Genomic DNA, 17,320 nt, shown 5'->3' on the forward strand with positions numbered 1-17,320 from the left:
TTCATTAGACATCTAAGAAGAAAAATAGATCATTGACATTAACGATAAAGACATCACAAAGAGATAACCGAGCACTTTCGAGTGCCGAGTATAAAAATATACTAATATAATTATTAGGAAAGAAATCGTTAAGGGCGTATGGCGGATGCCTAGGCTTTCAGAGGCGACGAAGGACGTGGTAAGCTGCGAAAAGCTGCGGGGATTGGCACACACGAATTGATCCGCAGATGTCCGAATGGGGCAACCCGGCATATTGAAGATATGTCACCCAGCAATGGGAGCAAACCCGGAGAACTGAAACATCTAAGTACCCGGAGGAAAAGAAATCGAAGAGATTCCGTAAGTAGTGGCGAGCGAAAGCGGATTAGCCCAAAAGTCTTTATATGTTTAGAAGAATGTTCTGGAAAGAACAGCCGTAGAGGGTGATAGCCCCGTAATCGAAAGGCATACATAGATGATAAATGAGTAGGGCGGGACACGTGAAATCCTGTCTGAATATGGGGGGACCATCCTCCAAGGCTAAATACTCCTGAAAGACCGATAGTGAACAAGTACTGTGAAGGAAAGGTGAAAAGCACTTCGAATAGAAGGGTGAAAGAGAACCTGAAACCGTACGCCTACAAGCGGTCGGAGCAGATTTATTCTGTGACGGCGTGCCTTTTGCATAATGAGCCTACGAGTTAATTTTACTAGCGAGGTTAAGGACTTCAGGTCCGGAGCCGGAGCGAAAGCGAGTCTGAATAGGGCGCATAGTTAGTAGGATTAGACGCGAAACCTTGTGATCTACCCATGGGCAGGTTGAAGCTCTGGTAACACAGAGTGGAGGACCGAACCGGTTGACGTTGAAAAGTCTTCGGATGACCTGTGGGTAGGGGTGAAAGGCCAATCAAACTGGGAGATAGCTCGTACTCCCCGAAATGCATTTAGGTGCAGCGTTGCGACAAGTTTATTAGAGGTAGAGCTACTGATTGGATGCGGGGGTTTCATCGCCTACCAATTCCTGACAAACTCCGAATGCTAATAAATGTTTCGCAGCAGTGAGGGCATGGGTGCTAAGGTCCATGTCCGAGAGGGAAAGAACCCAGACCAACAGCTAAGGTCCCCAAATATATGCTAAGTTGAAACAACGCGGTTGGACTGCATTGACAGCTAGGATGTTGGCTTGGAAGCAGCCATTCATTTAAAGAGTGCGTAACAGCTCACTAGTCGAGCGGTCCGGCATGGATAATAATCGGGCATAAGCATATTACCGAAGCTATGGATTTGTACATTAGTACATCTGGTAGGGGAGCATTCTATTTGCGCCGAAGCAGTATCGCGAGGTATTGTGGAGCGGATAGAAAAGAAAATGTAGGCATAAGTAACGATAAAGGGGGCGAGAAACCCCCTCACCGAAAGACTAAGGTTTCCTCAGCCATGCTAATCAGCTGAGGGTTAGTCGGGGCCTAACGCGAACCCGAAAGGGGTAGTGGATGGACAACGGGTTAATATTCCCGTACCTGTATAATAATAAAGTGACGGAGTTGGAAATTAGGTGCGTACTGACGGAATAGTACGTTGAAGTAACTGCGAGGTTACGATAGTACAGCAAGTCTTCGGATGCGCTGATAATCCTAAGGACCCGCTTCCAAGAAAAGCGATTTATACAGCCCGTACCAAAACCGACACAGGTAGTCGAGGAGAGAATCCTAAGGTGCTCGAGTGAGTCGTGGCTAAGGAACTAGGCAAAATAGTCTCGTAACTTCGGAAGAAGAGACGCCAGAGCAATCTGGCCGCAGTGAAGAGGCCCAGGCGACTGTTTATCAAAAACACAGGACTCTGCTAAATCGAAAGATGCTGTATAGGGTCTGACACCTGCCCGGTGCTGGAAGGTTAAGGAAGGTGCTTAGAAGTAATTCGAAGGCATTGACTGAAGCCCCAGTAAACGGCGGCCGTAACTATAACGGTCCTAAGGTAGCGAAATTCCTTGTCGGGTAAGTTCCGACCTGCACGAATGGTGTAACGATCTGGGCACTGTCTCAGCCACGAGCTCGGTGAAATTGTAGTATCGGTGAAGATGCCGATTACCCGCAATGGGACGAAAAGACCCTGTGAACCTTTACTATAACTTCGTATTGACTCTGAGTAAATAATGTGTAGGATAGGTGGGAGGCTTTGAAGCAGGCACGCTAGTGTTTGTGGAGCCAACGTTGAAATACCACCCTTTGTTTACTTGGAGCCTAACTTCGAAAGAAGGACATTGCGTGGTGGGTAGTTTGACTGGGGTGGTCGCCTCCAAAAGAGTAACGGAGGCTTTCAAAGGTACCCTCAGCACGCTTGGTAACCGTGCGTAGAGTGTAATGGCATAAGGGTGCTTGACTGTGAGACCTACAAGTCGATCAGGTGCGAAAGCAGGACATAGTGATCCGGTGGTTCCGTATGGAAGGGCCATCGCTCATAGGATAAAAGGTACTCCGGGGATAACAGGCTAGTCTCCCCCAAGAGCTCACATCGACGGGGAGGTTCGGCACCTCGATGTCGGCTCGTCACATCCTGGGGCTGGAGAAGGTCCCAAGGGTTGGGCTGTTCGCCCATTAAAGTGGCACGCGAGCTGGGTTCAGAACGTCGTGAGACAGTTCGGTCTCTATCTATTGCGGGCGTTAGAAGTTTGAGCGGAGTTGACTCTAGTACGAGAGGACCGTGTTGAACAAACCTCTGGTGTATCAGTTGTACCGCCAGGTGCACCGCTGAGTAGCTATGTTTGGAAGAGATAAGCACTGAAAGCATATAAGTGCGAAACTCGCCGCGAGATGAGACTTCTTTTAAGGGTCGTTGGAGATGACGACGTTGATAGGCTACAGGTGTAAAGGCAGTAATGTCATAGCCGAGTAGTACTAATTACCCGTAGATTTATAGCCTAATAAGGCACTCGAAAGAGATAAGGTTAGCTCTTTGTGAACGTTTTTATCGATAAAAAAAAGTTATAAACATAACTCTTATATACAATATTTAGGGTGGTTTTAGCAGAGGGGCTCACCTGTTCCCATTCCGAACACAGAAGTTAAGCCCTCTAGCGCCGATGGTACTGCTAACGCGGGAGAGTAGGTCGCCGCCAGTTTTTATTTTTAAATCCTCATCATGCAAATGATGAGGATTTTTTGTTTATACATACCGTGTACAATCATACCTAGGTTTATGAGGTAAAAAAAAGACACTAAATCTCTATATCTATCTTAAAACAAGTGATACAAATACAAAAAAACCTTTATTCTTATTTTAGAATAAAGGTTTTTTTTATTGTTTTTTATTTTTTAGACTTGGATTTTTAGAGTATAATTTCTATGTGGTTAAATGATGATGTATTATTATATTTAGGAATAAATATGCTAATTAGTATTAATTAGATAGATTGTCTATTGCAATAGGGATAGTAGTGGAAATCCTTTTTTGCTTAGCAGTTTGTAATTATTATCTGAAAGCGTTGGCAAAAAAATATTGTAACGGATAGCCCTACCGAATAAGCCTTGGGTTTTCATTGGGAATGAGGGATTGCCATAAAAATAAAAAATCCGTCCTAAAATAGAACGGATTTTAATTATTTGAAGTAAGTATGTTTTATTATGCTAAAACTTCTGATACTTTATTTGCAGCTTCTTCTAGAGTAATTGCTGAGTGAATTGGTAAACCAGCATCGTCAATCAATTGCTTAGCTTCTACAGCGTTTGTACCTTGAAGACGTACAATTAAAGGAACTGGAAGGCTTCCCATAGCTTTGTAAGCATCTACTACACCTTGTGCAACTCTGTCGCAACGTACAATTCCTCCGAAGATGTTAATAAGGATTGCTTTTACATTTGGATCTCTTAGGATAATTCCGAAAGCAGTTTGTACTCTCTGAGCATCTGCAGTACCACCTACATCTAAGAAGTTTGCAGGATTACCACCAGAAAGTTTGATAATATCCATAGTAGCCATTGCAAGACCAGCACCGTTTACCATACAAGCTACGTTACCGTCTAATTTCACGAAATTAAGACCAGCTTCGCCAGCTTCTACGTCCATAGGATCTTCTTCTCTAGTATCTCTTAATGCTGCTAAATCTTTGTGACGGAATAATGAGTTGTCATCTAAAGTCACTTTAGCATCTACAGCTACAATTTTATTGTCTGAAGTTTTAAGAACAGGATTGATTTCGAATAATGAAGCGTCAATTCCTACGTAAGCTTTGTAAAGTGCATCAATGAATTTTACAAATTCTTTGAAAGACTCACCAGATAAACCTAGGTTGAAAGCTATTTTTCTAGCTTGGAAACCTTGTAAACCTAAAGTTGGGTCGATTACTTCTTTGTGAATTAAATGAGGGGTAACTTCTGCTACGTGCTCAATATCCATACCACCTTCGGTAGAGTAAACCACAGTATTTTTACCTAAAGCTCTATCTAAAAGAATAGAAACATAAAATTCTTTAGTTTCTGTTTCGCCAGGATAATATACATCTTCTGCAACCAAAACAGAGTTTACCAATTTACCTTCTGCTGAAGTTTGAGGGGTAACTAATCTCATCCCAATGATGTTCTGAGCATTTTCCTTTAGTTTATCATAATTTGGTGAGAATTTTACACCGCCACCTTTACCTCTACCACCAGCGTGAACTTGAGCTTTTACTACCCAACCTTCGCTTCCGGTTAATTCTTTTAATTTATCAGCTGCTTCTACAGCTTCCTCTACGTTGTTTGCCACAAAACCACGTTGGATTCTAACGCCGTAAGAAGCTAAAATCTCTTTTGATTGATACTCGTGAAGATTCATAATATTTCTAAAATTTTTATTTAAAAGTTAGTTTTCACAAAAATATAAAAAAAGAGGCAAGTAGAAAGGAAAACCCATCAAGTTTTTTGCCTAATTTTTAATGATAATTTATTTTAAAACTTAGTCTTGGCGAAAACATAGATTAATAAAGCCCATCCTAAAATCATTAACAAACCTCCAATTGGAGTGATGGGACCTAAAAATTTAAGATTCGTCTTTAAAACGTCTTGAAAACTCAAGAAATAAATGCTCACTGAGAATAAAAAAGTTCCCAAAATAATGAGCCAAGCGGTAGTTTTTTCTATTCCTGTTTCAAATTTTAAGAAAAATCCTATGATGAGAAGGAGCAAAGCATGATACATTTGGTATTTTACACCTGTTTCAAAACTGGTCAATCTTTCTACAGAAAGAACTTTTTTTAAAGCATGCGCACCGAATGCTCCTAAAATTACAGAAGTTAATCCGTACAAAGCGCCGATGATTAAGGTAATAGTTTTCATTATTTATTTCTAAGTTTATTTAATTCTGAAATCACTTCGTGGTGACTTACGGTTTTATCTTTAAAATAGTTGACAAAATATTGTTTTTCTTCTTCGGTAGCACCAAATTGGTTTAAGATATTGAAAAGGTGCATTTTCATGTGCCCTTTTTGGATTCCTGTAGTTACTAAAGAACGAAGTGCAGCAAAATTTTGTGCCAAACCAGAAACTGCCAAAATACTCATCAACTCTTGAGCTGATGGTTTTCCCAGAAGTGCCAAAGAAAATTTCACTAAAGGATGAAGATTGGTTAAACCACCAACTACGCCAACAGAAATCGGTAAATCTATCCAAAATCTGAAAATTCCGTTGTCTGTGGTACAATGTGTAAGAGATTTATATTTTCCGTCTTTACTTGCGTAAGCATGCGCACAAGCTTCTGTAGCACGGAAATCATTTCCTGTAGCGATTACCACAGCATCTATACCGTTCATAACACCTTTATTGTGTGTAGTCGCTCTATATGGTTCTATTTCTGCAATGGTTACGGCTTGTTTAAATTTCCAAGCGAATTCTTCATTAGAAATTCCGCTGTCGTCTTTTAAATCGTCTATTTTACAAGAAACTTCTGCTCTTACGATACAATCTGGAGTGAAGTTAGACAGAATATTCATCACAATCTGAAGTGAGTTTTTCTCGTCTTCTGAAAAAGCATCAGATTGAGCTACTTCTTCTTTTAATGTCTTCCCGAACTGTTCCAGACAAGAATTAATGAAATTAGCACCCATAGAATCTACAGTGTTGAAACTGGCCTTGAGTTGATAATAATCTGCTAATTCCGAAGTTTTATCTATGAGTTTAATATCTAAAACTCCGCCGCCACGCTTTCTCATGTTTGCGGTGATGTCTTCTGTAGCTTCAAAGAGTTTTTTCTTTAAAGTAAAATTGAAAAAATGCAGTAATTTATGCGCTTCTACTTTAAAGATAAAATGTGTGTGTCCTAATTTCTCGGTGTTGATAATTGTGGTTTTGAAACCGCCTCTTTCTAACCAGAATTTTGCAGATTTAGACGCTGCCGCAACTACAGAACTTTCTTCTACAGCCATTGGTAATGCCATTAATTTTCCATCAATAAGGAAATTGGGCGCAATTCCGTAAGGCATATAAAAGTTGGTAATGGTATTTTCAGAGAATTCTTCGTGGAGTTTTTGTAAGTCTGGATTATCGTTCCAATATTGCTGAAGAATTTTTTGGTATTCTTGGTTTCCTTGTAAATATTCGTTTATTAACCAATCAATTTTGTGTTGTTTCGAAAGTTTAGAAAAGCCTTCAATTGGTTTATGATTCATAGAATTGTTTTTTTACTTTTCAAAGATACAAAATTTGAAGAAGAAGACTAGAGTAGTGTTTTTACAAATATACTATGAGAGAAAGTGATAAAAAAACAGTTTGAAATTCAAGTAAATAGAAATTTTTTGTAATTTTTTTTGTTTTAGCTATTGCAAATAGAAAATTTTGTATTAAATTTGCACCACCAAAAACGGTATAGACTCATGGTGTAACGGTAGCACTACGGTTTTTGGTACCGTCTGTCGGGGTTCGAATCCCTGTGAGTCTACACTTATAAAGAAACCTTCTGATTTTTCAGGAGGTTTTTTTGTTTCTAAAAATTCTATAAAATTCCCAAAAAATCCTATAATATACTGTTAATGTTATTGTTGAATCTTTGCAATGTAAACATCAAAGATTAAGAAAATGACAACGATAATACAAAACGCTACCACTTTTGGATACAAAATAGTACATGCTATTTTACAAAATGAATACGTGCAATTATCTGCTCAATATCTTACAGTAGATTTTATGATTATGGCATTAATCATAGAATCTAAGAAAATCCTACATAAAATTATCTAACACCAAAAAACGAAACTATGAATAATTTAAAACACATAGAGGATTATTTTATAAAGCTTCACAGGAATTTTGGTATTTCTGAATTGTCTTACCAGGATAGAAGGTTAGAACTAGACGAAAGCAATATGAAACACTTGGTTTTCGCTTCTGAAGCTTTTGATGAGGAATTTGAAAATCTCGTAGATCACTGCTCCATGATTTATGATGAATTACAAAAGGGCTTTTCTTTAAGAATAAGAAAAGATGTGAATAATAATTATTTAGTTAACGTAATTTAAAAAATTAGAAAGTCATGAACATTTTATTATTAATACTCGCAGCCATTTTTATTGGATATTCTATAGAAACCTTCCATGAAAGTAGAACCAAATTGAATATCGTAAAAGTTATCTTATTTTCATTTTTAGTAGCATTTCTCGCTAGTGGAATAAGTGCTTATGTTTTAGGAAAAAATCTATTTACAGATTTGTTTGACGGAACGCTTCTCTTCAGCGGAATTGTAACCTCTATTATTACCACTTATTTTTTGAAATCTATCGTAAGTGAATAATTAAAGAAATTCTGTAACAGTTTCAGAAAATCATATAAAACAAAAGATTTCAATTCTATACAACTTTGCAATAACATAAAAATAACACACCACTTAACACAAAAAATTTAAAATTATGAAAAACGTAAAAAGAGCTATTTTAGGAATAGGAATTTTATCAGCAGGTTTATTAAGCGCACAGAGTGCCGAAATGAATAACATGATTAAAATAGGAGGAAATGTAGGAATTGCAGCTCCGTCGACCAATGCATCTGCTAATTTAGGTTTAGATATTGCTTATCAGCATTTAGTAACTCCAGGCTTCGGGTTAGGGATCGCTACAGGTTATAATCATTTCTTCGGAAAAGATAATGATGGAATCGAAAATAATGATTTCGGAGTAGTTCCGGTAGCAGGTTTAATAAGAGTTTATCCTAAGCAAACAGGATTTTATTTTGGTACAGATTTAGGATATGCATTTATTACTGGTGATGAAAACGTAGCGGCTAATGCTCCTGTTGCAAGACCTGATGGTGGTTTTTATCTAAAACCAGAATTAGGATGGCATAATAGACATTGGAATGTAGCATTACAATATACTAAAGTATTCACAGGTTCTAAAGGAGACTTACCAGGGCAAGATTATAACGCAGCTTCTCTAGGTTTAGGTGTTGCTTATAATATTCCTTTGGGTGAATAATTTTATCATCAGAAACTAACAAGTAAAAAGTAGTTTTCTCTTCATATAGTTTATTATTTAGTTTAACTCTCACAAGTACGGATTATTTTGTTATTTGTGAGAGTTTTTAAGGTACTAGATAAAAACAATGATAACTTACTTTTTTTACTAACTTTATCAACTAAATAATGACCTATGAAAATATTTACAAAATTTGATTATAATGCAGTTTGTAAAAAAGTATTAGAAGAAAAATTAGACCAATTAGGAGCTAAATATAGAGTAGTGGCTTTTGGAGAAGTAGAATTTTTAGAAAAAATTCCTGTAGATAAGATGAAAGAATTCCGTGCAGAGTTAGAAGAATACGGTATTACCATCATCGAAAATCAAAAAACAGTCTTGATTGAAAAAATAAAAGAAGCGATCCTAGAAATGGTTCATTCTGAAGAGCCTATTAATGTAAAAGCATCTGTTTATCTTACCGATAAACTCAATCACAGTTATGGATATCTCTCCAATTTGTTTTCAGAAGTTACGTTCAGTTCTATAGAGAATTACATTATGATGCAGAAAATAGAACACGCCAAAAATTTAATCATTAAAGACAATCTTACTTTAACCGAAGTTGCATATAGATTAAACTACAGCAGTGTGGCGCATTTAAGTACACAGTTCAAAAATATTACAGGAATTACACCATCTCAGTTCCAGAGAATTATTACCAAACGTAGAGAAATTGCGAATAAAAAATAAATCTAAATAAAAAACTATGAACACAGATTACATTCACATCATCTTGGCAGATGACGACGAGGATGACAGATTATTCTTCACCGATGCTTTTTCTGAACTAAAAATTAATACCAAAGTTCATACCTATAATGATGGAGTAGAACTCATGAATTATCTTAATTCAGACGATGCAGTTTTACCACAGGTTTTATTTCTAGACTTGAATATGCCTAAAAAAAATGGAATAGAATGTCTGCACGAAATAAAAGCCAATAAAAAATTTGATGATATTGCCATAGCAATTTATTCTACCTCATCTTCAGAAGAGCATATAGAAGAAACTTTCGTAAGCGGTGCGAATATTTACATCAAAAAGCCGAATGATTTTGATACGCTCAAAAAAGTTTTGTCAGATGTAGTAGCGATTAATTGGCAATACCATACTTCTGGTCTTAACAAAGATAATTTTTTACTGAGAATGTAATCTTATATGAAATTTACCAGCAAACCTCTTTTCCTTAAAATCATTTTTGCTATTACCATAGCAATTATACTTTTTATTTCTTCGGTTTCATTCAAACATATCAAAGCTTTACATGATTCTAATGAAATCTTAGAGCACACTTATCGTGTTTTGATTAAAATAGAACATGTTTTTACTAAAATTAAAAATGTAGAAATAGACAGAAGAAATTATTTATTGACTCATGACAAAAAATTAATCCATCAAATTGAAATTGATAAAAATGAAATTAAAGAAAATCTAGATCAACTTAGAGAGATAACTTTAGAAAGTCCTTATCATTTTCAAACTACGAAACGATTAGAGTCTTTAATCGATAAAAAACTTAAAGTAGTAGATGAAATTCTAGATCCTAAATTTGATTTAAATGACAATGAAAGGGTTACAGAAAATATTTACAGAGGAAAAGCAATAATGGATGAAATTTCTGCCGTCATTAGAAATTTAAGGAAATCTGAGACTAATTTGCTGGAGGCTAGATCTTTGAAAAGTGATCAAGTAAATAAATTTACCCCTCTTATTAATTTATTAACCTTTTTTGTAACGATTATTCTCCTTGTTTTAGCCATTATAAAAATCAATAGAGATCTTAAAAACGCAACCATTATTAATGAGAAACTTATTTTAGCTAATGAAACGGCTAACCTTGCAGAAGAAATCGGTAATTATGGTACTTGGCAATTTAATTTAGAAACTAAAAAATATACTTTCTCCGAAAATGAATTTCGCTTACTAGATTATGAGCCAGACTCTCTAGAAGATAATTATGAAGGATTTATGAATAGAATTCATCCTGATGATTTGTATTACGTACAAGGAATTTTATCAGAGATGATTAATCATGAAAATCTCGCTCCATTTACCTATAGAATTATTAGAAATAATGGCGATGTGAGATACCTTCGTTCTTCTGGAAAAATGATTAAGAATCTTCAGAATGAAAAAATTTTTCTAGGGATTACAAGTGATGTAACAGAAGAAATTGAAAACCAAAAAAGTATATCAGAAAAAAATAAAGAATTTGAAAAGAAAAACAGAACTCTATTCTTAGCAAACGAAACCAATAAAGAAGCAGAAATTGCTGGTAATTACGGTACTGCACAATGGTTTGTAAAAGATAATAGATTTATATTTTCTGATAATAATTATCGCTTATTCGGTCTAGACCCGAAAGATAGACCAGAGTTTTCAGCATTATTTAATCAGGTACACCCAGATGATAAAGCACTTGTAGATGCTAAACTTGATGAAATGGCACAAAGTAAATCTTTCAATCCATATATCATTAGAGTAATAAGAGCAGATAATCAAGAGGTAAAATACCTGTCTATAAATAACAAGCATATAAAAGATGATAATAATGAAGAATATGTACTCATAATTTCCTTAGATGTTACCGAAATTTTCAAAGCACAAAACACCATTTTAGAGAGAAATAAAGAACTCGAAAAAATCAATAATGAAATTCTCCTCTCTAACACAGCTCTTAAATTCGGAGAGGAAATCGGAGGTTATGGAAATTGGAGTTGGAATATCAAAGAAAATACTTGGTATTTTTCAGATAATTTATACAAATTGCTTGGGGCTAAACCTAAATCTTTTGAATCCAATTTAGAAAATTATTATAATTACGTACATCCAGAAGATTTAGAATATTTTACAGAGGTCATGAACAAAATGAAGGAAGAAGAAAATCTTCCAGCTTTTACCTATAGAATTTTGAGACCTTCAGGAGAAATAATTTATGTAAAAGGAGTAGGAACACCTACTTATGATACGAGTGGAAATAAATTTTTAGCTGGGGTAGTGGTAAATATTACAGAAGAAGTAAGAAATAACGAAACGCTTCAAAAAACATTTGAGGAGCTTAAATATTATAATGAAAGTAGTAAAGAAGCAGAAATTATCGGTAAATACGGCTTCTGGAAATGGAATGTAGATAAAACAGAATTCGAATTTTCGGATAATATTTTCAGACTTTTTGGGGTAGAAAAAGAAAAATTTGACACCAGAGTAGACAGTTTTATTCCTTATGTTTATGCAGATGATTTAGATTTTGTTTTAGATAATCTCAAAAAATTACAGAATAAGGAAAAAAATGCTAAACCTTACGAACACAGAATCATAAAAAAAGATACTGGTGAAATAAGATACATCAGAGTTTCTAATAAACCGATTGAAGATTCAGATGAAGGCTTCTACTATTTAATGATTACGCAAGATATTACTGAGGAAGTCAATAAAAATATTGAAACCAATCAAAAAAATAGAGAACTAGAGGCATCTAATAAAGAGTTACAAGCATTCAATTACGTTGCCAGTCATGATTTACAAGAGCCATTAAGAAAAATAGAAACCTTTATTTCTAGATTGGAAGCCAAAGATTATCAGAATCTTACAGAAACTGGTCAGCAGTATTTTGATAGGATAAAAGTTGCAGCAGGAAGAATGAGACTACTCATCAAAGATTTACTACAATTCTCTAGAACCAATAAATCTGAACAGGTTTTCGAAAAAGCAGACCTTAATGATTTGCTGGAAAATGCTAAACACGAAATTGCAGAACCTATAGAAGAGAAAAAAGCAGTCATTTATGCAGAGCATCTTCCGAAAATGAAAGTGATTCCTTTCCAGATTCAGCAGTTGTTTATCAACTTGTTGGGGAATTCTATTAAATATTCTAAACCAAATGTAGCTCCAGAAATCAAAATAGATTACGAAAAAGCATCTTTTGAAAAAGTAGGGAATATAACTTTCTCTGCAAAGAGAATTTTCCACAAGTTTACTTTTACAGATAACGGAATTGGTTTCTCGCCAGAATATTCTGATAGAATCTTCGAACTTTTCAGCAGATTGCATAATAAAGACGAAATTGCAGGAACCGGAATTGGTTTAGCAATATGTAAAAAAATTGTAGACAATCACAAAGGCTTTATCTTCGCTGAAGGGAAACCAAATGAAGGAGCCACATTTACCGTTTATTTGCCAGAAGTTTAGATAATAGTTCTTATAAATGAAAACACGCTTTTAGAGCGTGTTTTTTTATGCAAATTCTATAAGAATAATACAATTTTTTGTAATGAGATTGGTTGGCAATTGTCACATCTTTGTCATGTAGAAAACCAGGAAAGCCTTCAGGGAAAAAGTTCATTCTATTCTACATCTTTATTTCTACTTATTACAAAAGATTAGTAAAAATATTGATGTTTTATAACATCTTAAAATTCTAAAAATTTTGATTAAAATGATGTAATAAATTGTAAATCAAAATTTTAAATCTTTGTAATGTTAAAATGAAGCATCAGAGTTTTATTCTTCATTTAAACAGAGAAGTAGCAATTATATAACAAAGCATTAAAATTATGTAATGAATAAAATAGGTTATTTTTAAAAATTTGCAGATTAAAGAGATGATATAAATTAAAATGAGTTATGAATAAATTTACCTACTTTACGGTTACATTGTTAATATTAATATGGGCAATTGGGTTTTTCTTTTTTGAAACAAGTATGCTGATTAACATATTATTTGTCTTAGCGCTTTGTATAATGATTTATGAAATTATAAAAGACGATATTAACAGTAAACAGTAAAATTATGAACACCACAGCAAAAAGAACATTAGGCGTAATAGGCGCAACAGCAGTAGGCGCAGTAGCAGGGATTTTATTTGCACCAGCAAAAGGAAAAGACACCAGAGCAAAACTAAGAACACAAGCAAAAAATGCTCAATCAAAAACCAAAGAAACGGTGAGTCAACTTTCTGAAAAGGCAAAAAATAAATACAATACTATTTCTAGCCAAATTTCAGAAAAAATAAAAGCAAACAAAGAGCAGATTCTGTCTTCTGCAAAAAGAGTAACGAGTGAAGTAGAAACAGAACTAGATGCTCTTAGATAAATCTATAAACACACACCAAAAATATAAACACTAAATCACAAAATTATGATCAATATTATTGCATGGATTATTTTCGGCTTAATCGCTGGAGCAATCGCAAGATTTTTAAAACCAGGAAATGACCCTGCTGGTTGGATTACTACCATCATCATTGGTATCGTAGGTAGCGTATTAGGAGGCTTTTTAGGAAGAATTTTCTTCGGAGCAGACGTAACAAATAATGTGTTCAGTTTTTATAGCTTAGCCATGTCTGTAGTAGGAGCCATTATTGTACTATACGCTTATAATGCACTTTCTAGAAAGGCATAAACACCCAAAATCAATCACATAAACACCAAAAACATTAAATTATGAAAAAGTTAGCAACCGCACTATCAATTGGTGCATTCTCTCTCGTGTTTTCACAGGGAGTAAATATTTCAAAATTTCACAGAGCATATATCGCTCAAGACGAAAATAATGTAGCATTTTTAGTAAAAGCTCCAGAAGATGATGGACCAGCTAAATTGCAAGCCAAAATTCAAGCAATTAAGGCTAAGGAAAAAGTAGCTCCATACTCACAAGTTCCACTTTTACCAGGAACAGAAAGGCCAAGTTTCGGACAAAGTAAACAAGATTTTATTAATGCTGTAAATGCTGGTATAGATAGAAACGCAGTTTCAGGTTCTGGTACACAATACACGCATGTAAGTTTCTTGGTTACAGAAACAGGTAAAATTTCAGACGTAAAAGCTTCAGGAAACAATGAATCACTGAACTTAGCAACTATTTTAGCGATTTATGAACTTAAACAAGGGTTTATTCCAGCTAAATACAATGGAGAAAATATGGCATCAGTAGTTCATATGAATATCCCTGTAGCCCTATAAAAACATCAAAATAAACATAAAGACACAAAATTATGGACAGATTAAATATCGCTAGAAGATTGCAAACTTTTGCAATGGCTGTAATGGCTACCCTAATCGGAGGATTAGTCTGGGCGCAAGAAAAAACAGCTCAGTTAGACGTAGATGTGGATGTAAATAAAGGAACGGATATGTCTAGTAACTGGATGCAGAATCCATTAATTTGGGTAATCGGCGCTCTAGTTCTCATCATTCTGATTGCATTAGTTGCAAGAGGAGGAAATAGTAAATAATTTTTTTATCATCATTTATATTTCTCTTTTTAACCAAAAAAAACTGTATCTTTTTATAAGGTGCAGTTTTTTATTTTTAAAACTTTATTTTTGCAGTCTCAAAAAATAACAAATTATTATGCTTTCAGTTCAAGGTCTTGGTCTTCATCATTCGGGAAATTATCTTTTTAGAGATGTAAATTTCACCATCAAAAAAGATGATAAGATAGGTTTGGTAGGGAAAAATGGTGCAGGAAAATCTACCCTTCTCAAAATGATTTCCGGTGATATTAACTTCTACGAAGGAAATATTGTTCCAGATGGTAATATTACGATCGGTTTCTTAAAACAAGATTTAGATTTCGTAAAAGGAAGAACCGTTTGGAATGAAACACTTCAAGCTTTCGAGCAAATTAATGCTTGGAAAAAAGAACTAGAAGAAGTAAATCATCAATTAGCAACTAGAACTGATTATGAATCAGATGCTTATCATGATTTAATACATAAAATGACAGATCTTAATGATTATCTTCATCATCATGATGCGTATAATCTGGAAGGAGATATAGAAAAAGTTTTATTAGGTCTTGGTTTCAAAGCTGCAGATTTTCACAGACTTACGGATGAATTTTCTGGAGGGTGGAGAATGAGAATAGAATTGGCTAAATTATTACTTCAGAATAATGACCTTTTGCTTCTGGATGAGCCTACCAATCACTTAGATATGGAGTCTATCATCTGGCTGGAAAATTTCTTGAAAGATTATAATGGAGCTATCGTTCTGGTAAGTCACGATAAACAGTTTATGACTTCGGTTTGCAACAGAACTTTTGACATTAATAACAAGAAAATAGACGATTATAAAGCCAATTATACTAAATATCTAGAACTTAGAAAAGACAGGAAAGAAAAACTGATTCAAGCGAAGAAAAACCAAGATGCAGAAATTAAACAAATGGAAGATAATATCAATCGCTTCCGTGCTTCTGCAACCAAAGCTTCTTTTGCACAATCTCTCATGAAAAAACTTGAAAAAATCGAAAGAATTGAAGTAGAGAATGAAGACGTTTCTAAATTTAATATTCGTTTTGTGCAGAGTGTAGTGCCAGGAAAAGTGATTTTCGAGGCACAAAACTTAGGCAAGAAATATGGCAACAATCAAGTTTTTGATAAAGTAGATTTTTTTGTTCAGCGTGGTGACAGAATTGCACTTTTAGGACAAAACGGACAAGGAAAAACCACTTTAGCCAAAATTTTAGCAGGTGAAATCAAAGATTATTCGGGAGAATGGAATCTTGGGCATAATGTAAACATAGGATATTTTGCGCAGAACCAAGAAGAAGTTCTAAATCCTGAAAAAACAGTTTTACAAGAAGCAGAAGACGCTGCAACCGAGGAAACTAGAACTAAAGTTCGTGATTTACTGGGAAGTTTCCTTTTTTCTGGAGAAGATGTAACTAAAAAAACGAAAGTGCTTTCTGGAGGCGAAAGAAACAGACTAGCACTTTGTAAATTGTTACTTCGTCCTTTCAATACCTTGATTATGGACGAACCTACGAATCACCTAGATATCCAATCGAAGGAAATTATCAAGTTGGCGCTGCAGAAATTCGAAGGAACCATTATTGTTATTTCTCACGACAGAGAATTTTTACAAGGACTGTGTGATAAGATTTTCGAGTTCAGAGATGGCAGTATGAAGGAGTTTTTAGGAAATATTAATGAATATCTAGAATACCGTCAAAAAGAATCTCTAAGAGAAATCTCTGCTGAAAAATCTAAATTAAGTCAGGAAGCAGAAATAAAAGTAGAAGAAAAGAAAGAAGCCGCTACTAACGAAGCGAAATCTCAGCAAAATACTTCAAATTTTGTAAGCAAAGAGCAGAAAAATCTTCAAAATAGATTAAAAAAAGTTGAAGAAAAAATTGCAGACTACGAAAAAGAAATTGCTCAACTAGAAAACATCTTTGCCAAGTCTAACCCATCTGAAGCAGAACTTAAAAAATATCAAGATTTGCAGGATGAACTGGCTTCTACCATGCAAGAATGGGAAGAAATCGCTGAAAAATTAGGCTAAGATTTTTTACTGTGATTGATAAAAGGAGTGTTAAAAATTAACTGATTGGGAACATAGACGGTTTCTCCGTTTTCTGTTCTCAGTTTGGTAGTAAGCATACTGATGTCTTCTACCGTTCCTTTTATATTGCTAATGGTTACTAGGTCCCCAATTTGAAAAGTTTTCTCAAAATTCACAGCTGCGCCTGCAAAAATTCCAGAAACCACATCTTTTAATGCAACACCAGCAATAACGCCAGCAATTCCTAAACTGCCTATGAATTTTACCATGAAACTACCCAAATGCATAATTTCTAAGGCAATATAAATTCCCAAAGCGTATAATATATATTTGGCAAGTTTTGCTAAAAGAAGAGGGGTGTTTTTATTGGCATTTTCGGGAAAAACGCGGTGTAAGATTTTCGTGATAATTTTAATCAGATATTTGCTTAAAAAAGAAAATATAATGGCAAAAACGATTAATAAGACCATATTGGGAACATAGCTTATAATAGTGTCCCACCAATTGTAAAACTTCTCTTGAATAACCTCTATATTTTTCATAGTACGAAAATAAAAAAAACGGCGAGACAAAAT

Annotated in this window: 17 protein-coding genes, 1 tRNA gene and 2 rRNA genes; 16 read left to right on the forward strand and 4 right to left on the reverse strand. The window is 34.7% G+C overall.

Annotation, left to right across the window (positions count from 1 at the left end; genetic code table 11):
* Positions 1-118: 118 nt before the first annotated feature.
* A 23S ribosomal RNA gene (locus tag N7277_RS05180) occupies positions 119-2,897 on the forward strand.
* A 92-nt stretch (positions 2,898-2,989) separates the two neighbouring features.
* Positions 2,990-3,097 (forward strand): 5S ribosomal RNA (gene rrf / locus N7277_RS05185).
* 500 nt (positions 3,098-3,597) lie between these two features.
* On the opposite strand, the gene sucC is transcribed toward rrf, so the two are convergent.
* The 3 genes from sucC to N7277_RS05200 form a co-directional block, all read right to left on the reverse strand.
* A complete protein-coding gene (gene sucC, locus N7277_RS05190; RefSeq protein WP_104794440.1) occupies positions 3,598-4,788 on the reverse strand; it encodes an ADP-forming succinate--CoA ligase subunit beta in 1,191 nt (396 codons plus the stop codon).
* 113 nt (positions 4,789-4,901) lie between these two features.
* Entirely contained in the window at positions 4,902-5,288 is a 387-nt protein-coding gene (locus N7277_RS05195) for a DUF423 domain-containing protein (RefSeq protein WP_274780645.1), read from the reverse strand.
* Positions 5,288-6,616 carry a hydroxymethylglutaryl-CoA reductase, degradative gene (locus N7277_RS05200; RefSeq protein WP_274780646.1) on the reverse strand — a complete coding sequence of 443 codons (1,329 nt, stop codon included), beginning with the start codon at positions 6,614-6,616 and terminating at the stop codon, positions 5,288-5,290. Before N7277_RS05200 ends, N7277_RS05195 begins: the two co-directional genes overlap by 1 nt.
* A 198-nt stretch (positions 6,617-6,814) precedes the next feature.
* On the opposite strand from N7277_RS05200, the gene N7277_RS05205 reads away from it, so the two are divergent.
* From N7277_RS05205 to abc-f, 14 genes are all read left to right on the forward strand, one after another.
* Positions 6,815-6,885 (forward strand) — tRNA-Gln (locus N7277_RS05205).
* A 137-nt stretch (positions 6,886-7,022) separates the two neighbouring features.
* A complete protein-coding gene (locus tag N7277_RS05210) occupies positions 7,023-7,184 on the forward strand; it encodes a hypothetical protein (protein WP_274780647.1) in 162 nt (53 codons plus the stop codon).
* 17 nt (positions 7,185-7,201) lie between these two features.
* Positions 7,202-7,462 carry a hypothetical protein gene (locus N7277_RS05215; protein ID WP_274780648.1) on the forward strand — a complete coding sequence of 87 codons (261 nt, stop codon included), beginning with the start codon at positions 7,202-7,204 and terminating at the stop codon, positions 7,460-7,462.
* 14 nt (positions 7,463-7,476) lie between these two features.
* The gene (locus N7277_RS05220; RefSeq protein ID WP_274780649.1) at positions 7,477-7,734 is read left to right on the forward strand and encodes a hypothetical protein; all 258 of its coding nucleotides are present in this window, start codon (positions 7,477-7,479) and stop codon (positions 7,732-7,734) included.
* A gap of 115 nt (positions 7,735-7,849) precedes the next feature.
* On the forward strand, positions 7,850-8,413 hold the full coding sequence (locus N7277_RS05225; RefSeq protein WP_274780650.1) for a hypothetical protein: 564 nt from the start codon (positions 7,850-7,852) through the stop codon (positions 8,411-8,413).
* A 174-nt stretch (positions 8,414-8,587) separates the two neighbouring features.
* Positions 8,588-9,145, forward strand: coding sequence for a helix-turn-helix domain-containing protein (locus N7277_RS05230; protein WP_274780651.1), 558 nt, complete (start codon positions 8,588-8,590; stop codon positions 9,143-9,145).
* 16 nt (positions 9,146-9,161) lie between these two features.
* The gene (locus N7277_RS05235; RefSeq protein WP_274780652.1) at positions 9,162-9,608 is read left to right on the forward strand and encodes a response regulator; all 447 of its coding nucleotides are present in this window, start codon (positions 9,162-9,164) and stop codon (positions 9,606-9,608) included.
* 6 nt (positions 9,609-9,614) lie between these two features.
* Positions 9,615-12,644, forward strand: a complete 3,030-nt coding sequence (locus N7277_RS05240; protein ID WP_274780653.1) for a PAS domain-containing protein — start codon at positions 9,615-9,617, stop codon at positions 12,642-12,644.
* Positions 12,645-13,157: 513 nt separating this feature from the next.
* Positions 13,158-13,241: a hypothetical protein gene (locus tag N7277_RS11955; protein WP_446715134.1), complete on the forward strand. Its 84-nt coding sequence runs from the start codon at positions 13,158-13,160 to the stop codon at positions 13,239-13,241.
* A gap of 4 nt (positions 13,242-13,245) precedes the next feature.
* Positions 13,246-13,548: a YtxH domain-containing protein gene (locus N7277_RS05245; protein ID WP_274780654.1), complete on the forward strand. Its 303-nt coding sequence runs from the start codon at positions 13,246-13,248 to the stop codon at positions 13,546-13,548.
* Between the two features lie 45 nt (positions 13,549-13,593).
* On the forward strand, positions 13,594-13,857 hold the full coding sequence (locus N7277_RS05250; RefSeq protein ID WP_342455295.1) for a GlsB/YeaQ/YmgE family stress response membrane protein: 264 nt from the start codon (positions 13,594-13,596) through the stop codon (positions 13,855-13,857).
* 41 nt (positions 13,858-13,898) lie between these two features.
* On the forward strand, positions 13,899-14,417 hold the full coding sequence (locus tag N7277_RS05255) for an energy transducer TonB (RefSeq protein ID WP_274780655.1): 519 nt from the start codon (positions 13,899-13,901) through the stop codon (positions 14,415-14,417).
* 32 nt (positions 14,418-14,449) lie between these two features.
* A complete protein-coding gene (locus N7277_RS05260; protein WP_274780656.1) occupies positions 14,450-14,689 on the forward strand; it encodes a hypothetical protein in 240 nt (79 codons plus the stop codon).
* A 118-nt stretch (positions 14,690-14,807) separates the two neighbouring features.
* A complete protein-coding gene (gene abc-f, locus N7277_RS05265) occupies positions 14,808-16,745 on the forward strand; it encodes a ribosomal protection-like ABC-F family protein (RefSeq protein ID WP_274780657.1) in 1,938 nt (645 codons plus the stop codon).
* Here abc-f and N7277_RS05270 read toward each other — a convergent pair.
* The gene (locus N7277_RS05270; protein WP_274780658.1) at positions 16,742-17,287 is read right to left on the reverse strand and encodes a mechanosensitive ion channel family protein; all 546 of its coding nucleotides are present in this window, start codon (positions 17,285-17,287) and stop codon (positions 16,742-16,744) included. The genes abc-f and N7277_RS05270 overlap by 4 nt on opposite strands.
* Between the last annotated feature and the right edge of the window lie 33 nt (positions 17,288-17,320).

The sequence above is a fragment of the Cloacibacterium sp. TD35 genome, assembly GCF_028864635.1.
GTDB lineage: Bacteria > Bacteroidota > Bacteroidia > Flavobacteriales > Weeksellaceae > Cloacibacterium.